A 23,561-nucleotide genomic window follows, 5' to 3' on the forward strand; every position below is an offset into this window, starting at 1 on the left:
GGTGATGGATCTCTGCCCATATTATATTTTTTAAGATATGAAATTCATTATCGAAACCATACTTGCCGTCGTTATTATTTTTTTTGTGTGGAATATTCTGAAGCGAGTATTTTTTAATGTGTTTTATAGTAATTTTCCACAGAATGATAATCGTAAGAATAATCCGAATAATACCTTTGGAAATAAAAAGCCCAAGAAGAAGGTAAATTGGGACGCGGAAACCATAGATTACGAAGAAATAAAAGACGATAAAAATGCTTAAAAATAATAAAAATCTGATATTTGTACTGGGGAGTTTGTTGCTTTTCGTTGTATTGGCAATGTTTTATGCCAATCCCGTTATATCGGGAAAAGAGCTTATACAGCCGGATATCGTTCACTACCGCGGCGGTGCAGAGGAGCTGGTCCAGTACCGCAATACCCACCACAAGGAAACCTATTGGAGTGACTCTATGTTTGGCGGAATGCCTACATATCAGATAGGGGCGTTATTCCGTGGCGATGTCATCAAACGGATAGATAATATCCTCAATTTTTTGCCAAGACCTGCCAACTATTTTTTTCTACTGTTCGCAGGGTTTTTCTTATTGGGATATGTAGTGGTCAGGCGTTGGGCCTATGCACTTTTAGGTGCTGTTTTCTTTGGGTTGTCCACTTATTTTTATATCATCATTGCGGCAGGGCATAATTCTAAGGTTCACGCGATTGCGTATTTTGCACCTCTTCTTGCGGGTATTCTTTTGGTTTATATGAGGAGGCAGTATATACTCGGCTTTATCATTACCACACTGTTTATGGGGCTGGAGATAGAAGCCAATCATATTCAGATGACTTATTATCTGTTTATGGCATTGGGCTTTTTATTTTTGTCCGAGCTTATCCGAACGATTAAACAAAAAGAAGGCTGGAAGCATTTCGGAATATCATCCGGTGTTTTGGCACTTGCTTTTATTTTAGGAATTGGAATGAATAGCCAAAGACTTATGGCAAACACCCAATATGTGAAAGAAACCACACGGGGAAAACAAATCCTTAGCAATAATAAAAAGACTTCTGAAAAATCGGGCTTAGATAAAGAGAGTATCACAATGTGGAGTTATGGTAAGCTGGAAACGCTTAATCTGTTTATCCCAAGACTAATGGGCGGAGGAAGCCAAGAGCCCGGTAGTGAGGATATGGTACAGCATGTGCGAGAACTGATACAAGAGAATGCCACCTCACAAGAAGAGGTTAATAATATATTCAGAGGATTAAGTTCTATGACCTACTGGGGCGATCAGCCGGGGACTTCGGGGCCTGCTTATCAGGGAGCAGTGGTGTGTTTCCTTGCTGTTTTAGGTTTTTTCTTTGCAAGAAAAAAAAACCGTTATTGGGTGTTGGGGGCATCTGTATTGTCTGTTCTTTTGGCTTGGGGAAGCAATTTTATGCCGCTTACGGATTTCTTTATAGATTATATTCCGCTTTACAACAAATTCCGAGCACCGTCATCTATCTTGGTTGTTGTAGAATTATTATTTCCTTTCATTGCAATGGTGGGGCTTTACCAATTTTTTACCGATAAAGAATTTTCTATTAAGTATAAAAAAAAAACACTTCTGTCTGTAACGGGCGTAGTGGTGGGACTTACACTCATTCTTATTCTTGTGGGGAAATCTCTTTTAGGGTTTCATACCGATGCAGAAAAAACTTATCTTCCGCCTTATTTGTTGAATTATTTACAGGATGCACGATACGATATGTTTCGTGCAGATGCCTTCAAGGCGATAGTGTATGTGCTGATTACTGCGGGGGTTCTTTGGTTGAGCTTAAAACAAAAACTCAGTCAAAATGGGGTGCTCCTTATCATTGGGTTGGTTAGTCTATTTGATTTGTGGTCTGTGAACAAACGCTATCTTAATGATAGTAATTTCGTGGATAAGGCCTTTGCGAAATCACCGTTCTTGACGGAGGACAGTGATTATCTTACAGATAATGCAGAGGATAATGACTATATACAGGGGCTTGTTTCTCAGGTTAATGTCAATAAGACCTTAGAAATGTTATCGGAAAAAGATAAGGGACATTATCGTATCTTTAACAATGTTTTAGGAGCTTTCAGCGAGACCAATACTTCTTACTACAAATCTTCCATAGGGGGGTATAGTGCGGCTAAACTAAGACGCTACGATGACTTAATCAACACCTACTTTATGGCACAAGACACCGTAAAGATGCCGAGAATCCTCAATATGCTCAATACAAAATATTTTGTAGTGGGAAGTTTGGACAGCCCTCAAGCTGTTCCTAATCCGGAAGCTAATGGTAATGCCTGGATGGTATCGGATATCAAGTTTGTAGATACTCCTAACGAAGAGATAAAGAGTATCGGAGAGGTGGATAATAAAAGGACAGCGGTGGTAAATGTCAAAGATAAAGAATATTTCACAGGGAAACCAATTGCCAAAGATTCTACGGCGTATGTAGATTTAGAGGATTATCAGCCTAACCAATTGTCGTTCAAAACAAAGTCTAAAACACCACAGCTTGCTGTTATTTCGGAGATATATTATCCTTATGGCTGGAAAATGTTTTTAGATGGGAAGGAAGTCCCTTATATAAAGGCAGACTATTTGCTGAGAGCAGTCTATGTGCCGGCAGGAGAGCATCAGCTGAAAATGATTTTTGAGCCAAGCGTGATTACTCGTGGTAAATGGTTTTCTTATACGGCGTTTGGTTTGTTTGTTTTTTTGAGTGTTTGTGGGATTGTATTTTTGATGATAAAGAAAAAGCATCGTGAAGCCTAAGATCATTCTTATCGTTACCTATTACTGGCCGCCTGCGGGAGGGCCGGGAGTGCAGAGATGGCTCAAGTTTGTAAAATATCTTCCGCAGTTTGGTTGGAAGCCTGTGGTCTTTATCCCTGAAAATCCCAACTATCCGTTAGAAGACAAGTCTTTGTGTAAAGATGTTTCTAAGGATTTAACTATTATAAAAAATAAAATTTGGGAGCCTTACAAGATTGCAGAAAAATTAAATAAAAGAAATAAAAAATTCAAAGCAGGACAGTTTGATATAGGGCAAAACCAAAGTTGGAAGTCTAAGCTTTCTATTTGGATGAGAGGAAATTTTTTTATACCGGATGCGCGTGTCTTTTGGGTCAAACCCTCTGTGCGGGTTATCAGGGAATATCTTCGGGAGAATGCCATAGATGCTTTGGTTACTACAGGGCCGCCGCACTCTGTACATCTTATAGGCTTGGCACTAAAAAAAGAATTTCCAAACTTAAAATGGATAGCAGACTTCCGAGATCCTTGGACAGAAATATCTTATTATCAGTATTTGAAACTTACGAAATGGGCGGATAGAAAGCATCGCAGATTGGAGCATAAGGTCTTTTCAGAGGCAGATATCACGCTTGCGACGAGCTATACGGATGCCGACAAATTCAAAGCAAAAGGAGCTAATGCAGTATGTATCACCAATGGTTTTGATGAGGCAGAAATGTTTGCATGGAGTGCTTCTATAAATGAAAAATTTTGTTTGAGCTATATCGGAGTTCTGGAGCAGCTTCGGAATCCTGAAGTGCTGTGGGAAACACTAAGCGAGATTATCAAAGAAAATCCGGATTTTCAGAAAGATTTTCAATTGAAGTTTGCAGGGCGGGTAGATGATACAATTTTGGATAAATTAAGCCAAAGCAACCTTAAAGAGAATATCTTAAACTTAGGCTATATAAGCCATAATGAAGCTCTTGTGGAAATGAAAAAATCGGCAGTGCTGTTGCTGACTAATTTCCCACAGCTGAGCTCGAAGGGCATTATCCCCGGAAAATTGTTTGAGTATTTAGCGACGGGCAAGACGATACTTTCCTTCGGCCCGAAAGATGCCGATGTACAAAGGATATTGGAGGAAACCCACGCTGGAAAACATTTTGGCTATAACGAAAAAACAGAGCTGAAAGCCTTTCTTATAAAGGCGTACGGGAAATGGAAGAATAACGAGCATACTTTGCTTTCCAAAAATACGATGCAGTTTTCAAGGCTGAATTTAACGAAAAGATTATCCGAAGTGCTATCTGGGTTGCTTAACAAAAATTAGAGAATTGTTAAACGTTTTTTTTATTCATTTATAAGTGTTTGCTTCATTTTGTTGTAGGCGGTTTCTTTCATTTCGGAGAGCGTGCCTTTCGGTTCTAAGATGTCTTCTAAAAATACCTTTACACATCCCGGATATCCTTTTTTATTATCGAAAGGGAACATTTCTTTTAGCCCTATAAAAGTGAATGCCACGATGGGCAGCCCGTGTATAGTGGCCATATTGAAAGCACCGTCTTTGAAGTTGTCCAAAATTACCGAAGTGTCGTCGGGTACGCCCCCTTCCGGATAGATAACTACATTCTGCCCTTTTTTCATTCTTTCGGCACATCTTTGATAAACGCTGGCACGGCTTCGGGCGTCTTTTCTATCTACAAGTACTGCCACGCGTTTATAAATATTTCTGAAAAAAGGAATTCTGTCCAATTCTTTTTTGCCAACAAAAAATATAGGATGGTGAGGTAGTAGTATGACAATCAGCATAATGTCTAATACCGAGGTATGGTTGGCAATGAAAATATATTGGCGATTTCGCTCTATCTTTTTTGAAGTATGACTAATGAATTTGTATCTCATTCCTATTCCGTAGAATAGCACGATACACCACAGTCTCACGAAAAAATAGCAGTATTTGTAATGTTTACGCTTAAATGACAAAATATAGGCAGGAATACCGAAAACAACGGTAAATACTACCGCTAAAATCAAAAAACATAAACGCCACAGATAGACTAAAATAAACATCTTATATCAGGATTAAAATAGGTTTAACCATTGAATATCAGTTTTTTCTTTACAAAATAATTGATAAAAGACACAATGGCTATTGCTGAAATTTTACTTATTACGGCATTGCTCAGTGTGAATAGCTCAAGATTTACATTATGTGTAAATATGTATAGATAAAAGAGCTGAAAAAGCAACAAACTAAGAAATGTAGCCGCGAAAGAGGTTCCCATAAAATAGGTAAATTCTCTTTTTTTGGAATGCTTGCCACGCTCAAAAACAAAGTTGATACTCAGGATATAATTAAACAAAATCCCGCAGCAAGTAGAGCATATGTTACTAAATGGGTAGTGTATGCCCAAAAAATCTAATTCCATTGGGAATATTTTTGGAATGATGACACTGAAAATCTTAAAACTACCGATTTCCACTACGGCACTTAGCCCTCCCGCTATTATGAAAAATAGGACTTGCTTTTTGCTTTTTATAAAATGTTTCATGGATTTTGCAAAATTAAATTTTAATATCAAATATCCACAAAAAAAAGTAGAAAAAATATTGTCTGTTGATGACTTGATTGTTTTTCAATCTGTCGATACTTTCTCCTTCGGGTTTTTCTATAGCTCTGTTTTCAGCAAAGTTAAATAGTAAAATCAATGTTCGATTTCAGTCTGTTTGGCAGAATGATGATATTGGCATAAGAATTGGGCATATTATGGTTGTTGCTTTTTAACGGTAGAGAAAGGGATAAATTTAGGTTAATGCTAAGATATCTAATATCTCTTTGTGACAAAATGTCATTTTTTAATTTAGAAAAACAATACAATGATAAAAATTGAAGATATAAACTTTGATGAGCTTTTAGATGGAGATTTTGGTGTCATCACCGAAACGGTTAAAGATATGGAGGATAATGAAAACCAAAAGTTGTTTCCTATTTTACCGGTACGGAATATGGTGATGTTTCCGGATATTATTACGCAGATTACAGCGGGAAGGAAAAAATCCATAAAACTACTGAAAGATGCCCATCAGAATGGAGATGTTATAGGGGTGCTTTGTCAGAAAGAGTATAGGAAACAAGTACCGGAGGAGAAGGATTTGTACAGGATAGGTGTCTTGGGGAAAATCGTTAAAATTATAAATCTTCCTGATGGTAATATTACGGCTATTGTAAAGGGGTTAACGCGTTTTGAGCTAAAAGAAGTAAAGGAAAAAGAGCCTTATCTCTTGGCTGAAATAAAGAGATTGCAGGACTCTAAGCCTCGTGACTTGAAACTCTTTGAAGCCATTGTGGGGAATATAAAGAGCCTTGCCCTTAGGATGATAGAGCTGGATAGACAGCAGGTATCCGGCGGAGCGAACTTTGCTATCAGAAATATGGATAATGATACGGAGTTGCTTAATTTCGTATGTTCTAATACATTTTTTCCTATTCCCGAGAAACAAAAGTTACTGGAAATAAAATCTTTGCTGAGTAGAGCGAAGAAGTGTTTTGAAATGCTGAATATTGATGTTCAGAAATTAGAGCTTAGAAATAAAATCCATGAAAAAACAGGTAGAGAATTAGATAAAAATCAAAAAGAGTATTTTCTTAATCAACAAATAAAGGCGATCCAAGAGGAGTTGGGAGGTGGATTTGAAAATGATATTGAGGAACTGAGAAAGAAAGCCCGAAATATAAAATGGAGTAAGGAAGTAGAAGCTTATTTTGAAAAGGAACTTCGCCGATTGGAAAGGCATAATCCCAACTCGCCGGATTACAATGTACAAAGAAATTACTTGGATTTTTTCACAGATTTACCTTGGGAGCTTTATTCTGTAGGTTCTTTTAATCTTCTAAAAGCAGAAAAAGTTCTAAACAGAGACCATTTCGGGCTAAAAGATGTAAAAGAGCGGATATTGGAGCATATTGCAGTACTGAAACTGAAAAACAATATGAAATCCCCTATACTTTGCCTTGTAGGGCCGCCGGGAGTGGGTAAAACTTCTTTGGGAAAATCCATAGCCGATGCTTTGGGGAGAAAGTATGTTCGTTTGTCCCTTGGAGGACTTCACGACGAGAGCGAAATCAGAGGGCATAGAAAAACCTACATAGGGGCTATGGCAGGGCGTATTTTACAATCTATAAAAAAAGTGGGAACTTCTAACCCTGTCATTGTCTTAGATGAGATAGATAAAATATCCCAAAGTATGCACGGAGACCCTTCTTCGGCATTGCTGGAAGTATTAGACCCTGAGCAGAATAGTGCATTCTACGATAACTTTTTGGAGATGGGGTACGATTTGTCCAAGGTGATGTTTATTGCTACGGCGAATACCCTTAATACCATCCAGACACCGCTTTTGGATAGAATGGAAGTGGTGAGATTGTCGGGATATACATTAGAAGAAAAAGTGGAGATTGCAAAACGCCATTTGCTGAAAAAGCAGATTGCCGAAAATGGATTGGAGCCATCACAGCTGAAAATGGGTGCTAAAGAAATTAAACATATTATAGAGGCTCATACGAGGGAGAGTGGAGTAAGGAATTTAGAGAAAAATATTGCTAAGATTTGCCGCTGGGCTGCTCTTCAGATTACTATGAACAAAGAGTACAGTCCATCTGTGTCTATAAGCAAAATAGATGAGATACTTGGGGTGCCTATCAAGAAAAATTTTGCAGAGTTGATGGATGTTCCGGGGGTTGTTACAGGATTGGCGTGGACGAGTGTAGGAGGAGATATTTTGTTCATAGAAAGTATTTTATCTTTTGGAAAAGGGAATCTTAGTTTAACGGGGAACTTGGGAAATATTATGAAAGAATCCGCAAGAATTTCTTTGGAATATATTAAGGCTAAGCACGAAGACCTTGGCATAGACAAAGACTTATTGGAAAAGAACAATATACATATCCATGTACCGGAGGGTGCAACGCCCAAAGATGGACCATCAGCGGGAATTACGATGTTTACCTCTATGGTATCCAGCTATACCAATAAAAAGGTAAAACCTTATGTGGCAATGACCGGAGAAATTACCCTGAGAGGAAAAGTATTGCCGGTAGGTGGAATTAAAGAGAAACTTTTAGCAGCGGTAAGAGCTGATATCAAGGAGGTTATTCTCTGTGAAGACAATAGAAAAGATGTAATGGATATAGAAGGGGAGTACCTCAAAAACCTTAAAATCCATTACATAAAATCTATGAAAGAAGTTCTTCCGTTAGCTATTGAAAATTGGAATTCCTAATTTAGATTTATTATTCAAAATAAGTTGCCTTGTAGTTTTTAATTTGAAAGCTACAAGGCTTTTTTTTGTATAACTTTTATTGATTTTTTTCTAAAAAATGAGATGTAAGTAATTGAAAACTGAAAAAATCCATAACTTTGCACCAAACAAATGAATGAAAAAAAATATACTTTTTATCGGATTGGTTGCTTTATCGGTAGCGAGTTGTGCCGCGTTGGGCAACAAGCTGAAATATTTGAATAAAGCCGCTCATATAAAGAAGGTTACTAAGGCTGTGTTTTTTAATCCGGATGTTTTTCCGGATATACCGGAGATTCATCGTCCTACGGATATGGCTTTTTCTTCTGCAGCATCTAATTTTGCCAAAGAAAACACTAGAATACAAGTAGTGAATATCAATACTACAATGTCTTTTGACAGTATAGATGTGAATTATATAAAGGAAATATGCCAGAATAATGATGCACAGGTAGTACTGGTTCCCAAAGTAAAATATTTCAAAGTAGGGATAGGGAAGTATGTTTTTTCTAATCAGGTAGTTGTAAGTGTTAAGTTGTATAATGCTAACGGCGACTTTGTCATAGAAACCTCCTATGATACTTATAAAGGTAATGCAAGACTGCTCGGTACTGCCGAAAATTCTGTAAAAATAGGTACAGAAGGTGCTTTGAGAAAAATGTTAAAAGAAATAAAACACCATAAGCTCAATACGCCGTATTAGTATTTTGGCTGATATATTACTCTACTTTGAGTAAAATAAAATTGAAGAGACGGTGTACTTTTGATTATTTTTAATCACGCTCTTAGTTTTTGGATATTTTGTCTTATTTTTGTGACATTAAAAAAGTAATAGTTGTGGCAGAAAATGTAGTGTTCAATCCGGCTGATGTGGCAGAAATGCTAAGCGAACTTCCTTCCAAAGAAAGATTAATGACTTTTCTGAAACTTCCCAAAAATCAAAAGACGGAAGTTTTTGCACATATGGATAGTGATTTCCAAGAGGAGACTATTCGTAGTATAGGAAACCACGAGGTAGCAGAACTGCTGAATGCAATGACGCCGGACGACCGTACGCAGCTATTGGAGGATTTTCCGGATGAACTGATAAAATATTCCATTAACCTACTGAAACCCGAAGAAAGGAAAGTTGCTATGGAGCTTTTGGGGTATCCGCCGGACTCTATTGCTAGACTAATGACGCCCTACTATATACAGGTAAAAAAATATTGGACCGTAAAGCATTGTCTCCAGCACATCAAAAAAATAGGGAGAAAAGTAGAGACGATGAACTTTCTCTATGTAGTGGACGAACATCAAAAATTGATAGACGATATCACGATAGGGACACTCTTGCTGGCGGATGAGGAACAAAAAATATCAGAGATCTGTGACAATCACTTCGTGGCGATTCCTACTATGACCCCCAAAGAAGACGCCGTGGAGTATTTTGAGAAATATGACCGTTCTGCACTGCCTATCGTTACGGAGACCGGTGTTTTGGTAGGGATTGTAACTATAGATGATATTGTAGATCAGATAGAACAGCAGAATACAGAGGATATTCAGAAATTCGGGGGGCTGGAAGCATTAGATTTACCTTATACCCAGACAAGCTGGACAGAGATGATTAAGAAAAGAGCAACTTGGCTTATCATTCTCTTTGTTTCAGAGATGCTTACGGCCTCGGCAATGGGCTATTACGATAGAGAAATCCAGAAAGCAGTGGTACTAGCTCTTTTTGTCCCGTTGATTATTTCGTCGGGAGGGAACTCTGGTTCTCAGGCGGCTACTCTGATTATTCGTGCAATGGCACTTAGAGAGGTTACATTAAAAGATTGGTGGTATGTGATGAGGAAAGAGATTGTTTCTGGTTTTTTCTTAGGTGCCATTCTCGGAGTGATAGGGTTTGTGAGAATAATGATTTGGCAAAAAACAGGGTTGTTTAATTATGGAGAGCATTGGGTTTTGGTATCTTTAAGCGTAGCTTGTTCGCTTATTCTCATTGTAATGTGGGGGGCTCTTAGTGGCTCTATGATTCCTTTTGTGCTTAAAGCTTTCAATCTTGACCCAGCGACCTCTTCAGCCCCTTTTGTAGCTACTTTGGTAGATGTTACGGGTTTGGTTATTTACTTTACCATAGCAGGAATGTTTTTGTCTGGCACGCTTTTATAGGAATAATTATTATTAAGGATAATAAAAAAATTACTTGAAAAATTGCTCATAGAAATTTTGCAGAGGTTTTGGGAAGGAATGTAGGTGGGCTTTAGCGGTATCCATTATAATATAGTTTTTTGCAGCTTTAAGGAATATTTCTGCTTTATTTGGTTTGATGATTTTGATGGTGATTTCTAAGTTTTTATGAGTAAGTTTGTGCTTAATGCGTTGCTCGTTGGTTTGATAGGATAATAACTCCTGATCTATTTTTGTAGGGAATTCAAAGAGTTTTTTCCAGATAGAAGTTTTGTCCCGTTGCTGTACCAAAAATTGATTATCGTAAAAAATGAAAAAATAAGTAAGAGATAAATTTTGTATTTTGATTTTCTTTGTTTTCACGGGGAACGATAGAGAGGTACCGGTACTGAAAGCCAAACAATGTTCGGCGATGGGGCAAACCTCGCAAGACGGATTTTTGGGCTTGCATATCTCTGAACCGATATCCATTATCCCTTGATTGAAATCCCCACAATTGTTTTGGGGCATAGTCATCAAAGCCAAGTTTGAAAAATATTCAAAAGCCTTAGAGTTTGAAATATCAAAATCATCTGCAAAAACTCTTGAAAATACCCGATAGAAGTTGCCATCTACAGCCGGCTTTTTCTCATTAAAGCAAATACTACTAACGGCAGCGGCGGTATATTTACCCACGCCTTTTAGTGCTAAAATTTCTTTATAAGATGAGGGAAATATCCCTCCGAAATTGTTCATAATTTGTTGGGCAGCTTTATGTAGGTTGATAGCTCTGGAGTAATAACCTAATCCTTTCCAGTAGAGTAAAACCTCGTCTGTATGGGCTTTGGCTAAAGTTTTTATGTCTGGAAATCTCTCTGTAAATCTAAGATAATGTTCCCAGCCTTGCCGTACTTGAGTTTGTTGTAAAATAATCTCGGAAATCCAAATAAAGTAAGGATTTTTAGTATTCCGCCAAGGGAGTTTACGCCCGTTTAGTTTGTACCAACGGATTATTTTTATGCCAATGATTAGAAAATCAATATTTTGTTTGTTATCTTTCAAAAATTAGTTATATATTTGCAGTCCAAAAATAAAAACAAAATACAAAATGACAAAAGCAGAATTGGTAAATACCATATCAAGTAAACTTGGGACAGAGAAAAATGAGACTCAGCAGATTATTGAGGCTTTTATGCAAGAAATCAGGCTGTCTATGTGCAATGGCGATAATGTCTATTTAAGAGGTTTTGGCTCGTTTATTATCAAAACTCGTGCAGCCAAAACAGGTAGGAATATTTCTAAAAATACAGCTATAGAAATTCCTGCTCACAATATTCCAGCTTTCAAACCATCTAAGTCATTTACAGAGAAGGTAAAAGTGAAAGTTCCGGTAAAGGACTAATTAATTGATTATTAACGAATAAAAAGTATAACTATGCCTAGCGGAAAAAAAAGAAAAAGACACAAGGTGGCAACCCACAAAAGAAAGAAAAGAAGAAGACTTAACAGACACAAGAAAAAGAAGTAATCTTTTCTCTCTGTTATTACATAAAGAATATAGTTGATGTTTTTATTTTTGAAAAAAAGCATCAGCTATATTTTTGTTTAAGTTAATATAATTTTAGAAATATGAAGAAAGAACTTTTAATATCCCACGAAGATGGTGCTTCTAAAATTGCATTAATTGAAGACGGAAGGTTATTTGAACTTCACGAAGAAGTAGATGAAAATGATTTAGCTGTAGGAGATATATTTTTAGGCAAGATAAAAAAATTAGCACCCAATCTAAATGCCGCTTTTGTAAGTATAGGGCGGGGAAAAGATGCTTTTTTGCACTACCAAGATATGGGGCCTCAGTTTTTGACTTATCAAAAACTTCTCAAAGAAATTCTGACTAAAAAGAAAACGGAATCTAGCCTGAAAAATTACCCTATTGAAAAAACTATAGATAAAAATGGTGCAGTAGAAAAGGTACTTTCGAAGGGGGATACGGTATTGTTACAGATAACAAAAGAGCCAATATCTACCAAGGGACCGAGAATCTCTACGCAGCTATCCCTCACAGGGCGTTTTCTCGTACTCATTCCATTTGACCAAAAGGTTTCTATATCAAAAAAAATAAAAGATACTAAAGAGAAAGAAAGACTCAGAACTTTAATAGAAAGCATTAAACCCGAAGGTTTCGGAGCAATCATCAGAACTGTAGCCGAGGGCAAGAAGGTAGCAGAGCTACACAATGATATGAACCAGCTGGTGAAAAAATGGGAGACTTGTTTTCAGAACATCAGAGAGAATAAAATACCGTCAAAAATCCTAAGTGAGGAGGATAAGGCATCTGCCATACTTAGAGATAACTTTAATGCAGATTTTGTCAGCATTATTTGCGATGATGAGGCTATGGTGAGAGATATGGAGCATTACTTGGAAGTAATAGCACCGGAGAGAAAAAATATCGTCCAGTTTTACGACCACCATACACCACTGTTGGAATATTACAACGTAGAGAAACAGCTGAAACAGAGTTTTGGCAAGCATGTCAATATTCCGAGTTCCAAAGGTGCTTATCTCGTGATAGAGCATACAGAGGCACTCCATGTGATAGATGTGAATTCCGGAAACAATATCTCTGCCGGAGGGCACGCAGATAAAGCTCACGCTCTCAATGTCAATAAAATGGCAGCTACGGAAATAGCCCGCCAGCTGAGATTGCGAGATATGGGAGGCATCATCGTGGTAGATTTTATAGATATGAGTGATGCGGCTCATCGTAGAGAACTCTACGAGCATCTACGCAGTGAAATGAGTAGAGATAAAGCCCGCCATAAAATTTTACCACCAAGTAAATTTGGTCTTATACAAATTACAAGACAACGCGTAAGACCGGCAAAAGTAATAGAAACGAAAGAGGAAAATCCTAATAAAGATGGAGAGATTTTAGCTCCTATCGTGATTGTGGAAAGAATGACAGAGGTACTCCGTACCTTGATGCAAAAAGAACACGGAAAATTGTACTTGCATGTACACCCCTTTGTAGAGGCATATCTCACCAAAGGACTGATGAGCATACAGACCAAATGGTATCTTAAATATAAAAAATGGGTAACCATAGTGCCAAGGGATTCGTTCAAATACCTTGAATACAAAGTATATAACGCAAAAAAAGAAGAACTTGTAAGTTTTTCAAATTAATCTCAAATAAATTCGTCTTATATTTAGGCGAATTTTTTTTATTAAAAAACAAAATGAACAACTTTGAATATATAAAACAAAATATAGCCGAAATCAATAAGAGAATTACTTTGGCTTGTGAAAAATCTGCAAGGCGTGCAGAGGAAATAAAACTTTTGTTGGTCACCAAGACCGTATCGCCGGATAAGATAAGCTATGCCATAGGCTGTGGCTATCCGCTGATAGGGGAGAACAAGGTGCAGGAGGTAAGGGATAAGTATGCCGCTTTAGAGAAAATTCCGCACGAAACCCATTTTATAGGGCATTTACAGACCAATAAAATCAAGGATTTACTCCGTTACAATGTTTCTTTCATTCAGTCTTTGGACAGGATAGATTTAGCCCAAAAACTTCAGTCTCGTTTGGAAACGGATAATCGGAGTATGAATGTTTTGGTGCAAGTGAATACCTCTTTGGAAGAGAGCAAATTCGGGATAGGGCCGGAAAAGGCTTTGGGTTTTGTGAAAGAAGTTTCAAAACTTAAAAATATAAAAGTAAAAGGACTGATGACCATAGGCAAACTCACCGATAACGAGGACGAGGTAAGAGCATGTTTCAGGCTTTTGAAAAATCTTAAAAATGAAATCGTGGCAGAGGGGATAGAGGGGGTCTGTATGGACGAGCTTTCTATGGGAATGAGTGGTGATTTGGAAATCGCTGTAGAAGAAGGGGCCACGATGATCCGCGTAGGTTCGGCGATTTTTGGGGAAAGACAATATTGATAATGATTTTACTTTCATCTATGGTGGGTTAATAGATGGGGGATAGAAAATGGTTTTACGCTTTTGTTAATACGGTATTATCTAAGAAAAAATCCAAACTATCGAAGGCTAAATCGCCATCAGAGAAGTGGCAGATGTATTTTTCAACCTTGCGGATGTCAAAGACTTTTGCCGGTAAGTTCTGCTGTTTGTCCCAATGCGGTGGTGAATCCAAAAACCATGAATCCAACTTTGTGCGGATTGAAACGGAATAAATGATTTTGATACAAAAGTAACGCAGAAATCTCCGATATGGTCTCACACCTCAGCATTGCCGCTTACATTGAAAAAAACTTGTTTAATACCGCTGCTTTCCGCCCAAATGTAGAGCAGAAGTTTTTTATGCATTTGTCTATGTATTTAATGAGAATACGCCCTGAATTATCTTGAAAAAGATTGTAAGTATGAAAATTTCGAAACGCTTTAAGTACATAGCAGCATACGGATTTTTACAAATCATTTTTTTTTGTTGCTATTTTCGTGGATGAGCAATTGGTTTGACACGGAAAACCTAATGCAAAGAACAGATATTGAAGTATATCATCGCCCTTTGTGGTAAGAGCCGGTCTATTACGGTACTATGGAGTTATATATTTTGGCGAGTGTTTTGGTGTTATGCAAATTGTACAAAAAGAATAGGCGCTTTTTATTATGCATTCATTTTCTTTGGAGTATTCTTGTGCTGTTAATGTGATGGGTGGGTAAGAATGGGTAAATCAATCATTGGAAGTTACAAAAAGTATTATTTATCAGTAAAATTATAAATTATTTTGTTTGTAACAAAAAAAAACATATCTTTGTTCATAATTCAAAGTGTTGTGTTAAATACTTGCTTAAAAACGGGAATTAACTTAAAATCTAATAAAATGAAAAAAATCTTTTTGGGCTTATTAGCAGCCACAGTACTATGGTCTTGTAACTTTTTAAATAAAGGTTATCAAGATTCGGAGTCTTTCAAAGAACTCAAAGAAGAACTAATCAAAAAATTCGGTAAAGATGCTTACTATACCAGTTTTACTATTGCTAATGATAAAAACGCAACTATTGTGTCGGTAACAGAAACAGATAATCCGTCCTCTCTAAAAATGGCTGAATGGATGAAATTGAATGGAGTATGGAAACAAAATGCGGATGTTACTTTGGAGGTTTCGGAAGGAAGCAAAGCCGAAGATTTTATGTTCCAACTTGATAAGACAATGAATATGGAGCTTTTGGGTAAATTGGTTGATGAAGCCAAGCAAAAAGTAATATCCGAAAAGAACATAAAGGAGGTTAATGTGAAAATGGTTTCTTTTAGTGCACCTGATGACGGAGACTTTAGCCATGCTCAATATTATATTATAATAGAACCCAAACAAGGGGGGACTGATTTCAAATTTTCGTATAATTTAGATGGAACATTGGCTAAATTTGATTATTAAAAATCACTGCCGTCAATAGAAGCGGTTCGCCATAAAGAACTGTAAAAAAATACAATAAAGCCCTCTCGCTTGTTTTTAAAATAACTCTAACTACAAAGCTGAGAGGGTTTTTCTTTTCTATCTGTTTTGCACAAGTTTTTTACCATTTTTCTGCCATCTGCGGTCCGGCTCAAATTTTTATACTGTTCTTTTTAATACCGACACTTTTCGCCAAAATATAGGCGTCAGTCACCCGAAGCAGCAGAAGTTTTAATAGATTTTATAGTGTTTTACGATATTTTTTGTTTCTAAAAAAGCTCTAAGGTAAAGTGAAAAATATTTTGTTCGTTTTGTTCAGAACTTTTTGTTATTTTTGCACGCAGAAATTAAATGAATAATGAATTTACCTTTTGAAATAGATGAACAATTGTACAGTCGTATGGTTGGATTTTACTGTAAAGTATTTGGTCTTCCTCCTTTGGCATCAAAGATTTATGCATTATTGGTGTTTGATTTTGAGAGAAAAGGGTTGTCCTTCGATGATATGGTCTGTGGGTTAAGTGCTAGTAAAAGCTCTGTTTCTACCAGCCTGAATATACTTATATCAAATAAATTTATACGCGATATCAATAAAATCGATGAGCGGAAAAGATATTTTGTCATTAATGAAAATTTTCTTGAAATCAGATTTCAGGAAATCCTCGATAGAATAAAAGAAGAGGAAATTTTAGCTACGGCTTTGATAGATTTTCAAAAGAAAAATAATTATAAAACCAAACATAAATGCAGTATTTACATAGAAATGTTAAGTAAAAATAAGCAGAATATAGAACAATCACTTAAAAAATTATCTCAAGAATGAAAAATATCATTATCATAACTGCAGCAAGCGTAGCGTTATTATCTTGCAACAACAAAGAGCAGAAACAAGATGCGCCCCCTGCCACTTTTCCGGTAGTGGAAGTGGCGGCGAGAGACCTCACGGGATATACCGCCTATCCTGCCTCTATTCGGGGGATTGTTAATAATGATGTAAGGGCAAAGATTCAGGGCTATATCACTCAGGTTTTGGTGGACGAAGGGCAGCGCGTAACGAAAGGGCAGCCGCTGTTCCGGCTGGAAACCAATGTATTGACCGAGAATGCCGATGCTGCCAAAGCGTCCGTAGCAGCCGCCAGAGCCTCTGTGCAAACGGCGCAGGTGGAGGTTAATAAATTAAAACCCCTTGTGGAAAAAGGCATCATCAGTAAGGTGTCTTTGCAAACCGCCGAGGCAAACCTTGCTATGGCAAAAGCCCAGCTGCAACAGGCACAGGCGAATTACAAAGGAATGCAGGCGAATGTGGATTATTCCGTAGTGCGTGCCCCTATTTCGGGGGTTGTGGGAAGCCTGCCCTTGAAAGCCGGAAGCCTCGTGGGACCTTCAGACCAAACGCCGCTGACGACCATTTCCGACACGAAAAATGTTTATGCCTATTTCGGAATGAACGAAAAAGAATATTTTGACTTTTTGGAAAAAAGCCCTGGTGTCGCTTTATCCGAGAAAATAAAAAACCTGCCTATGGTAGATTTGCAGCTTGCCAACGGGCAGATTTACCCCGAAAAAGGAAAAATAGAAACCGTAACAGGGCAGATTAATTCCGGTACGGGAACCATTCAGTTTCGTGCGGGATTTGCCAATCCGCAGAATCTTTTGAGCAACGGCAACAGCGGAAATATCCGCATTCCACAATATTACGACAATGTATTGGTAGTACCGGAAAGCGCTACATTCGAGCAGCAGGGAATTGTCTATGTGTACAAAGTGGCGGACGGTAAAACGCAGAGCACCGTAATTACCGTGAAAGCCAGAATAGGCAATATGGCAATCGTGGAAAGTGGCCTGAAAGCGGGCGATATGGTGGTTGCCACAGGTACCAACTCGCTGAGAAACGATACTAAAATCGTTCCCAAAAAAGTTCAAATCGATAGCTTAACTCAATCCATTAAACCGATTTTCTAATGATTAAAAACTTCATAAACAGCCCCGTCCTCTCTACCGTAATATCCATTGTTATCGTTATTTTGGGGCTTTTAGGGCTGAGGTTGCTGCCCGTTACGCAGTACCCCGACATTGCACCGCCTACAGTAAATGTGACGGCAAACTATACCGGCGCCAATGCGGAAGTGGTGATGAAAAGCGTGGTTATTCCCCTCGAAGAGCAAATCAACGGTGTGGAAGGTATGGACTATATCACTTCCTCTGCCACCAATGACGGTTCGGCGCAGATACAAGTATTTTTCAAGCAGGGCATAGACCCCGATGTGGCGGCAGTAAATGTGCAAAACCGCGTTTCCAGAGCTACGCCGCTGTTGCCCAGCGAGGTTACGCGTTCGGGCGTGGTTACCCAAAAGCAGCAGTCCAACTTCTTGATGTTTTTGACCTTTTATTCCACAGACAAAAACATTAACGATGTTTACCTTTCCAACTATCTGAACATTAACATTGTACCCGGCATCAAAAGGATTTACGGCGTGGGCGATGCCAATATTTTCGGGGGTAAAAACTATGCGATGCGTATTTGGCTGAAGCCCGAAAAATTACAGGCTTACGGCTTAACGCCTGCCGAAGTGAACGCCGCCATCAACGAGCAGAGCTTGGAAGCCGCCACGGGTTCCGTGGGGCAAAACGACGGCAAGTCCTTTGAATACATTATCAAATACATAGGGAAATACAACGATGTGAGCCAGTACGAAAACATAGTGCTGAAATCTCTGTCCAACGGTCAGGATTTATTGTTGAAAGATGTGGCGAAAATACAGTTGGATGCCATTTCCTACAACGGTCTGGCACAGGCGGGCGACTATCAGGCGGTGAGTATGGGGATTAACCAAACCCCGGGTTCCAACGCCCAAGATATCATCAACAACATTAAAACTTATCTGAAAAACGCGGAAAAAGATTTGCCGCAAGGCGTAAAATACAGCATCAACTTTGACTCTAACGAGTTTTTGGATGCTTCCATCAGCAAGGTAGAAAGCACGCTTTTCGAGGCGTTTATCCTCGTGTTCATCGTGGTGTATTTCTTCTTACAAGATTTTCGCTCTACGCTTATCCCTGCCATTGCCGTACCGGTGTCTATTGTGGGAACTTTCTTTTTCCTCAATCTTTTTGGGTATTCCCTCAACTTGCTCACGCTGTTCGCTTTGGTGCTGGCGATTGGGATTGTGGTGGACGATGCCATCGTGGTGGTGGAAGCCGTGCACGCCAAAATGGAAACGGGCATATCAGATGCTAAGAAGGCAACGATTAAGGCGATGGACGAAATTACAACCGCCATTATTTCCATTACTTTGGTGATGGCTGCGGTGTTTATCCCCGTAACCTTTATCACAGGGCCTACGGGCGTATTTTACCAGCAGTTTGGGATTACGCTGATTGTCGCTATTTTGATTTCGGCGGTGAATGCCCTTACGCTGAGCCCTGTTTTGTGTTCACTCTTGCTCAAAAATGCCCATTACGACGATGCCGGAGACGAGAAGAAAACTTTTATCGGACTATTTTTCCATAATTTCAACATTGCCTTCAAAAGAATGACCGAAAGGTATGGCAAGGCGTTTGTCTTCCTCATCCGCCACAAATGGGTAACTGCCGTTATTCTGCTGGGTTCGGTTGCTGTGTTGTATTTTGCGAACAACAATATGAAAAAAGGCTTTGTGCCGTCTGAAGACCGAGGAGTGGTGTTTGCCGATTTGCAATTGCCGCCGGGTGCCTCTATGGAAAGGACTTTTGCCGCAATGAAGGTTTGGCAGAAAGCCGCCGAGAAACTTCCGGGAGTGGAGAGTGTTACCATTATTACGGGCAGGGGATTTATTTCCGGCTCGGGGAGCAACAACGGAATGGCGTTCCTTAAACTAAAACCATTCGACGAAAGAACGTCCGATGAAAGCTCTGCCGGCATTATCGGGAAATTATTCGGAATAGCCGCCTCTATGCCCGAGCTTAGAGATGCCAAAGCGATTTTCTTTGAACCGTCCTCTGTGCCGGGCTACGGAATGAGTTCGGGTTTTGATGCCGTATTCTTGGACAAAAGCGGCGGCAGCTATGCCAATCTGGACAAAGCGGTGCAGGATTTCCTCGGAAAATTGTCTTCCCGCCCCGAAATTCAATATGCGCAGACTTCTTTCAATACCCAATATCCGCAGTACCAGCTGTCCATAGATGTGCCTCTGGCAAAGCGAATGGGCGTTTCGGTAAGCAATATTCTAAGTACGCTGCAAGGCTATATCGGAGGCGTGTATGCGGCGGATTTTACCAAGTACGGAAAACAGTTCAGGGTAATGGTTCAGGCTTTGCCTTCGGACCGTTCTTCGATTGAAAGTGTCAGCAGACTTTATGTAAAAACCGCCAACGGCGATATGACGCCTGTTTCGCAATTCATTAAATTGGAAAAAGCCTATGGACCGCAGTCGGTAACGCGATACAACTTGTTCAATTCCGTAAGGATAAGCGGTGCCAATTCAGCCGCATATAGTACGGGCGATGCCATAGCGGCGGTGCAGCAGGCGGCAAATACTTCTCTGGGGGAAAATTATGCCGTAGAGTTTACGGGGCTTTCCAAAGAGGAATTGTCTTCCGGCTCGCAAACCGTGCTGATTTTTGCCTTAAGTCTGATATTTGTGTATTTCATTCTCTGTGCCCAATACGAGAGCTATATCCTGCCGCTGTCGGTGATTTTATCGCTTCCGGTAGGGGTAATGGGGGCTTATCTGGGTCAATGGCTTTTCGGATTGGAAAATAATATTTATTTCCAAATTGCTCTGATAATGCTTGTGGGCTTGCTCGCCAAAAATGCCATCTTGATTGTGGAATTTGCCATCCAGCGGAGACGGCACGGCGAAACGATTGTAATGAGTGCTATCAATGCCGCCAAAGCAAGGCTTAGACCTATCTTGATGACTTCTTTTGCCTTTATCTTCGGATTGCTGCCGCTGGTATTTGCTTCGGGCATCGGTGCTGTGGGCAACCGCTCTATCGCTACGGGTGCGGCTTCGGGATTGTTCGTGGGAACTTTCTTGGGCTTGTTGGTCATTCCGATTTTGTACGTTGTTTTTCAGGTATTGCAAGAGAAAATCATTCCCTTTAAACCCCAAAACGAATCCGCTGAATAATATCAAAATTATGAAAAAAACGCATATAAAATTATTTTTAGGATACGCTATTCTCGTATTTTTCTTATCGTCTTGCATGATAATGCAGCAAAAATACGAAAGACCGAAAGACCTCATTCCCGAACGCCTTTACAGAACGGATATGCTGCCGAAAGACAGCGTAAGCACGGCATCTGTTTCGTGGAAAGAAATATTTACAGACCCTGTGCTTCAGGGCTATATCTCAAAAGCCCTTGAAAACAACCTCGATATCCGTATGGCGGTGCAAAATATCGCTGTGGCAGAGGCTTATCTCAAACAAGCTAAAGCGGCATATCTGCCTACGATGATGGTGTCGTCGGGCTATACTTTTAGTACCTCCTCTGTCAATACGCAGATGGGGCAGATTTTTGGAGAACGCCGTTTTATCAACCAGCTCGACATTACGGCGAGTGTCGGCTGGGAAGCGGATATCTGGGGTAAAATCACGGCACAGAAGAAAGCCCAATACGCGTCGTATTTGGGAACGGTAGCGGCACATCAGGCGGTAAAAAGCACTTTGGTGACCTCTATCGCTACGGCATACTACCAACTTCTTGCGTTTGACGAGCAGAAAAAAATCATAGAGGAAACGATTGTCATCCGCCAAAAAAACCTCGAAACAACCAAAGCCTTGAAAGATGCCGGCACACTGACAGAAGTCGCCGTACAGCAAAGCCAGGCATTGGTGTATAATGCCCAAGCCTTGCTGATAAATTTGGACATACAGATGACGCAGCTGGAAAATTTCATAACCCTGCTAATGGGTGAGCCGTCGCACAAAATAGAGCGAAGCACGCTGGCACAGCAACAGCTGAACCTCAATCCCGATTTGGGATACCCTGTAAGTCTTCTGGACAACCGCCCCGATGTGAAACAGGCAGAATATGCACTGATGAACGCTTTTGAACTATCCAACGTCGCTAAAGCAGATTTCTATCCGTCTTTGAGGCTGACGGATAGCGGAGGTTTGCAGTCTGTGGATATAGACCATCTTTTCAGCGTAAAATCGCTCTTTGCTAATGTGGTGGCAGGACTGGCACAGCCTATCCTCAACAAAAGACAAATGCGAACAAACTATGAAATAAGTTTGGCAAACAAGGAAAAGGCATATTTGCAGTTCCGAAAAACCGTTTTGACGGCAGGAAAGGAAGTTTCCGATGCTCTGAAATCATATACCGAACAAGATCAATTCATTCATTATAAAGAGCAAGAATTGGAAGCCTATGCCAAAGCGGCGGAATATTCCAAAGAGCTGATGACCTACGGAATGGCAAACTACCTCGATGTGCTGAATGCAGATGTCAGCAGCCTGAACGCCAAAATGAACATCGCCAATGCCCAATACAACAAACTCGAAGCAGGTGTACAACTGTACAAAGCCTTAGGCGGCGGCTGGAGGTAACGGTGTTGTTTTTTGAATGTGTAAAATAAAGCCTTGACAATGTGTGTCGGGGCTTTTTTTATAAAAAATACAAAACATATCTCGATACATTTAAAATCACTATATTTTTACATAAGCCGATTTCAGGGGGGATTCGGATAAAAAAGCAGATTGAGCATCTATTGCAATGCATTTAATCATGGATTATGATATAATTGATTTTTTAGAGGAATGAGCTTTTAGCCAAGCTTCTATTTAGACTTTTGGGATGTGTTTACGTTTTATCAAAATAGTTTAATAAAGCAAAAGACATTATGCTGTGCAAAATCAGGACATAAGGTGGGACAAAATTTTTGATAAAATCAGAGGATACATTGCAAAATAAAGAGAAATAAATTCACTTTTGGGAAAAGCGGAAATTGAGCTTGATGAAAGCTATTTTGGAACCAAGCGAGTGAATGGAAAAAGAGAAATAAAATGTGATTATTATTCATGAGCATAAGTTTTATTACTATTTAAAAGAATATGAATTTAGGTACAACAATAGGGATAAAAATTTGTATCTTTGTCTATGTAAATCAATACAAAATAATCTCCCTTAAATATTTTAAATCATATATTTACTATAAATGAAAAGTCAATGAAATTGGATGAACAAACATTTGGAGTCGTTTATTTTGAGATGGTTCAAAAGAAAATCCCTCAAGCAGAATTGTTATTCCACTCAGGTTTGGAGATGGAAATTAGTTTGAATGACGATTTTCAAATCAAGCAATTTTTACATAATGTTTATTCAGAGTATCAAAGTTCTCCAGAGGAACTGACTGAAATTCTGGAAAAATATTCCAATGCTCTTGAGGATTATTCGATTCAAAACAATTCGATAAGTGTTGAAAATATCATCCCTGCTATTCGAGGTATTAACTATTTGCAAGAAAATATAAAATTAAATCCAGATTTTAAGGAAGAGGCCTTATTTGAATAAATAAATGATGTCTTATTTGTTTTTTATATGGTTAATTTACCAAATGCGATCAAATTTTTATATAAATCTGATTTCGAAGACTTAGGCATTTCGATAGATGAGTTGAGAGAAAAATCTCTTGAGAATCTGCTTAATCTTGAAAATATCTAAAGAGATGGGGATGAAGGTCTTTATCAGTTAATATTTGATGGAAATTTTGAATCAAGTTTGATATTATTGGATATTTGGAGTAAGGAACATTTTGATGTAAAAGGAGATATTGTAGTAGGAATTCCTGCCAGAGATGTTTTATTGGTTACGGGTTCTGAGGATACAGAGAACTTGGTAAAAATGAGAAAAATAGCAGCTGATATTTTTGAAACAGGAGCTCATATTATTACCGACAGTTTATTCGTGTTTAGGAGCGGAATATTTCAGATATTGGAATAAGGTTGTAGGG

General features: G+C 38.9%; 20 protein-coding genes and 1 pseudogene. 17 read left to right on the forward strand and 4 right to left on the reverse strand.

Annotation, left to right across the window (positions count from 1 at the left end):
- Nucleotides 1-37: 37 nt before the first annotated feature.
- Genes BLS89_RS00070 through BLS89_RS00080 form a run of 3 tightly spaced genes read left to right on the forward strand, consistent with a single transcriptional unit; the run spans nucleotide 38 to nucleotide 4,077 of the window.
- Nucleotides 38-262 (forward strand): hypothetical protein, encoded by a 225-nt coding sequence (locus BLS89_RS00070; protein ID WP_092735475.1) that lies wholly within the window; start codon nucleotides 38-40, stop codon nucleotides 260-262.
- On the forward strand, nucleotides 255-2,783 hold the full coding sequence (locus BLS89_RS00075; RefSeq protein WP_092735476.1) for a glycosyltransferase family protein: 2,529 nt from the start codon (nucleotides 255-257) through the stop codon (nucleotides 2,781-2,783). The genes BLS89_RS00070 and BLS89_RS00075 overlap by 8 nt, the downstream gene beginning before the upstream one ends.
- The gene (locus tag BLS89_RS00080) at nucleotides 2,770-4,077 is read left to right on the forward strand and encodes a glycosyltransferase family protein (RefSeq protein ID WP_092735477.1); all 1,308 of its coding nucleotides are present in this window, start codon (nucleotides 2,770-2,772) and stop codon (nucleotides 4,075-4,077) included. Before BLS89_RS00075 ends, BLS89_RS00080 begins: the two co-directional genes overlap by 14 nt.
- 20 nt (nucleotides 4,078-4,097) lie before the next feature.
- On the opposite strand, the gene BLS89_RS00085 is transcribed toward BLS89_RS00080, so the two are convergent.
- Both BLS89_RS00085 and BLS89_RS00090 read right to left on the reverse strand, forming a co-directional pair.
- Nucleotides 4,098-4,817, reverse strand: a complete 720-nt coding sequence (locus BLS89_RS00085) for a lysophospholipid acyltransferase family protein (RefSeq protein ID WP_092735478.1) — start codon at nucleotides 4,815-4,817, stop codon at nucleotides 4,098-4,100.
- 23 nt (nucleotides 4,818-4,840) lie between these two features.
- A complete protein-coding gene (locus tag BLS89_RS00090; RefSeq protein ID WP_092735479.1) occupies nucleotides 4,841-5,299 on the reverse strand; it encodes a GtrA family protein in 459 nt (152 codons plus the stop codon).
- A gap of 325 nt (nucleotides 5,300-5,624) precedes the next feature.
- On the opposite strand from BLS89_RS00090, the gene lon reads away from it, so the two are divergent.
- The 3 genes from lon to mgtE all read left to right on the forward strand — a co-directional run bounded on the left by lon (nucleotide 5,625) and on the right by mgtE (nucleotide 10,199).
- Nucleotides 5,625-8,027 carry an endopeptidase La gene (gene lon, locus BLS89_RS00095; protein WP_092735480.1) on the forward strand — a complete coding sequence of 801 codons (2,403 nt, stop codon included), beginning with the start codon at nucleotides 5,625-5,627 and terminating at the stop codon, nucleotides 8,025-8,027.
- 154 nt (nucleotides 8,028-8,181) lie between these two features.
- Nucleotides 8,182-8,748 carry a pyruvate decarboxylase gene (locus BLS89_RS00100; protein WP_092735481.1) on the forward strand — a complete coding sequence of 189 codons (567 nt, stop codon included), beginning with the start codon at nucleotides 8,182-8,184 and terminating at the stop codon, nucleotides 8,746-8,748.
- Between the two features lie 134 nt (nucleotides 8,749-8,882).
- Nucleotides 8,883-10,199, forward strand: coding sequence for a magnesium transporter (gene mgtE / locus BLS89_RS00105; protein WP_394330502.1), 1,317 nt, complete (start codon nucleotides 8,883-8,885; stop codon nucleotides 10,197-10,199).
- A gap of 30 nt (nucleotides 10,200-10,229) precedes the next feature.
- On the opposite strand, the gene mutY is transcribed toward mgtE, so the two are convergent.
- Complete coding sequence (mutY, locus tag BLS89_RS00110) at nucleotides 10,230-11,258, reverse strand: A/G-specific adenine glycosylase (RefSeq protein WP_092735482.1); 1,029 nt, start codon at nucleotides 11,256-11,258, stop codon at nucleotides 10,230-10,232.
- A gap of 46 nt (nucleotides 11,259-11,304) precedes the next feature.
- On the opposite strand from mutY, the gene BLS89_RS00115 reads away from it, so the two are divergent.
- The 3 genes from BLS89_RS00115 to BLS89_RS00125 all read left to right on the forward strand — a co-directional run bounded on the left by BLS89_RS00115 (nucleotide 11,305) and on the right by BLS89_RS00125 (nucleotide 14,146).
- Nucleotides 11,305-11,598, forward strand: a complete 294-nt coding sequence (locus BLS89_RS00115) for an HU family DNA-binding protein (RefSeq protein WP_092735483.1) — start codon at nucleotides 11,305-11,307, stop codon at nucleotides 11,596-11,598.
- Nucleotides 11,599-11,825: 227 nt separating this feature from the next.
- Nucleotides 11,826-13,385, forward strand: a complete 1,560-nt coding sequence (locus tag BLS89_RS00120; RefSeq protein ID WP_092735484.1) for an Rne/Rng family ribonuclease — start codon at nucleotides 11,826-11,828, stop codon at nucleotides 13,383-13,385.
- A gap of 53 nt (nucleotides 13,386-13,438) precedes the next feature.
- Nucleotides 13,439-14,146 (forward strand): YggS family pyridoxal phosphate-dependent enzyme, encoded by a 708-nt coding sequence (locus BLS89_RS00125; RefSeq protein ID WP_092735485.1) that lies wholly within the window; start codon nucleotides 13,439-13,441, stop codon nucleotides 14,144-14,146.
- Nucleotides 14,147-14,201: 55 nt separating this feature from the next.
- On the opposite strand, the gene BLS89_RS10510 is transcribed toward BLS89_RS00125, so the two are convergent.
- Entirely contained in the window at nucleotides 14,202-14,375 is a 174-nt protein-coding gene (locus tag BLS89_RS10510) for a hypothetical protein (protein ID WP_176763195.1), read from the reverse strand.
- A gap of 676 nt (nucleotides 14,376-15,051) precedes the next feature.
- On the opposite strand from BLS89_RS10510, the gene BLS89_RS00130 reads away from it, so the two are divergent.
- The 8 genes and pseudogenes from BLS89_RS00130 to BLS89_RS00160 all read left to right on the forward strand — a co-directional run bounded on the left by BLS89_RS00130 (nucleotide 15,052) and on the right by BLS89_RS00160 (nucleotide 23,551).
- A complete protein-coding gene (locus BLS89_RS00130) occupies nucleotides 15,052-15,606 on the forward strand; it encodes a hypothetical protein (RefSeq protein WP_143017695.1) in 555 nt (184 codons plus the stop codon).
- Between the two features lie 376 nt (nucleotides 15,607-15,982).
- The gene (locus BLS89_RS00135) at nucleotides 15,983-16,447 is read left to right on the forward strand and encodes a hypothetical protein (protein ID WP_092735487.1); all 465 of its coding nucleotides are present in this window, start codon (nucleotides 15,983-15,985) and stop codon (nucleotides 16,445-16,447) included.
- A complete protein-coding gene (locus tag BLS89_RS00140; RefSeq protein ID WP_092735488.1) occupies nucleotides 16,444-17,586 on the forward strand; it encodes an efflux RND transporter periplasmic adaptor subunit in 1,143 nt (380 codons plus the stop codon). The genes BLS89_RS00135 and BLS89_RS00140 overlap by 4 nt, the downstream gene beginning before the upstream one ends.
- The gene (locus BLS89_RS00145; protein ID WP_092735489.1) at nucleotides 17,586-20,735 is read left to right on the forward strand and encodes an efflux RND transporter permease subunit; all 3,150 of its coding nucleotides are present in this window, start codon (nucleotides 17,586-17,588) and stop codon (nucleotides 20,733-20,735) included. Before BLS89_RS00140 ends, BLS89_RS00145 begins: the two co-directional genes overlap by 1 nt.
- 10 nt (nucleotides 20,736-20,745) lie before the next feature.
- Nucleotides 20,746-22,158, forward strand: a complete 1,413-nt coding sequence (locus tag BLS89_RS00150) for an efflux transporter outer membrane subunit (RefSeq protein WP_092735732.1) — start codon at nucleotides 20,746-20,748, stop codon at nucleotides 22,156-22,158.
- 467 nt (nucleotides 22,159-22,625) lie between these two features.
- A pseudogene (locus BLS89_RS11300) lies at nucleotides 22,626-22,739 on the forward strand (IS1595-like element ISIse1 family transposase); the annotation flags it as partial.
- A gap of 38 nt (nucleotides 22,740-22,777) precedes the next feature.
- Nucleotides 22,778-23,122: a hypothetical protein gene (locus BLS89_RS00155; RefSeq protein ID WP_092735490.1), complete on the forward strand. Its 345-nt coding sequence runs from the start codon at nucleotides 22,778-22,780 to the stop codon at nucleotides 23,120-23,122.
- A 216-nt stretch (nucleotides 23,123-23,338) separates the two neighbouring features.
- Complete coding sequence (locus BLS89_RS00160; RefSeq protein ID WP_143017696.1) at nucleotides 23,339-23,551, forward strand: DUF1444 domain-containing protein; 213 nt, start codon at nucleotides 23,339-23,341, stop codon at nucleotides 23,549-23,551.
- The last annotated feature ends 10 nt before the right edge of the window (nucleotides 23,552-23,561 follow it).

The organism is Riemerella columbipharyngis (assembly GCF_900101995.1).
In the GTDB taxonomy this organism is placed as follows: Bacteria; Bacteroidota; Bacteroidia; order Flavobacteriales; family Weeksellaceae; genus Riemerella; species Riemerella columbipharyngis.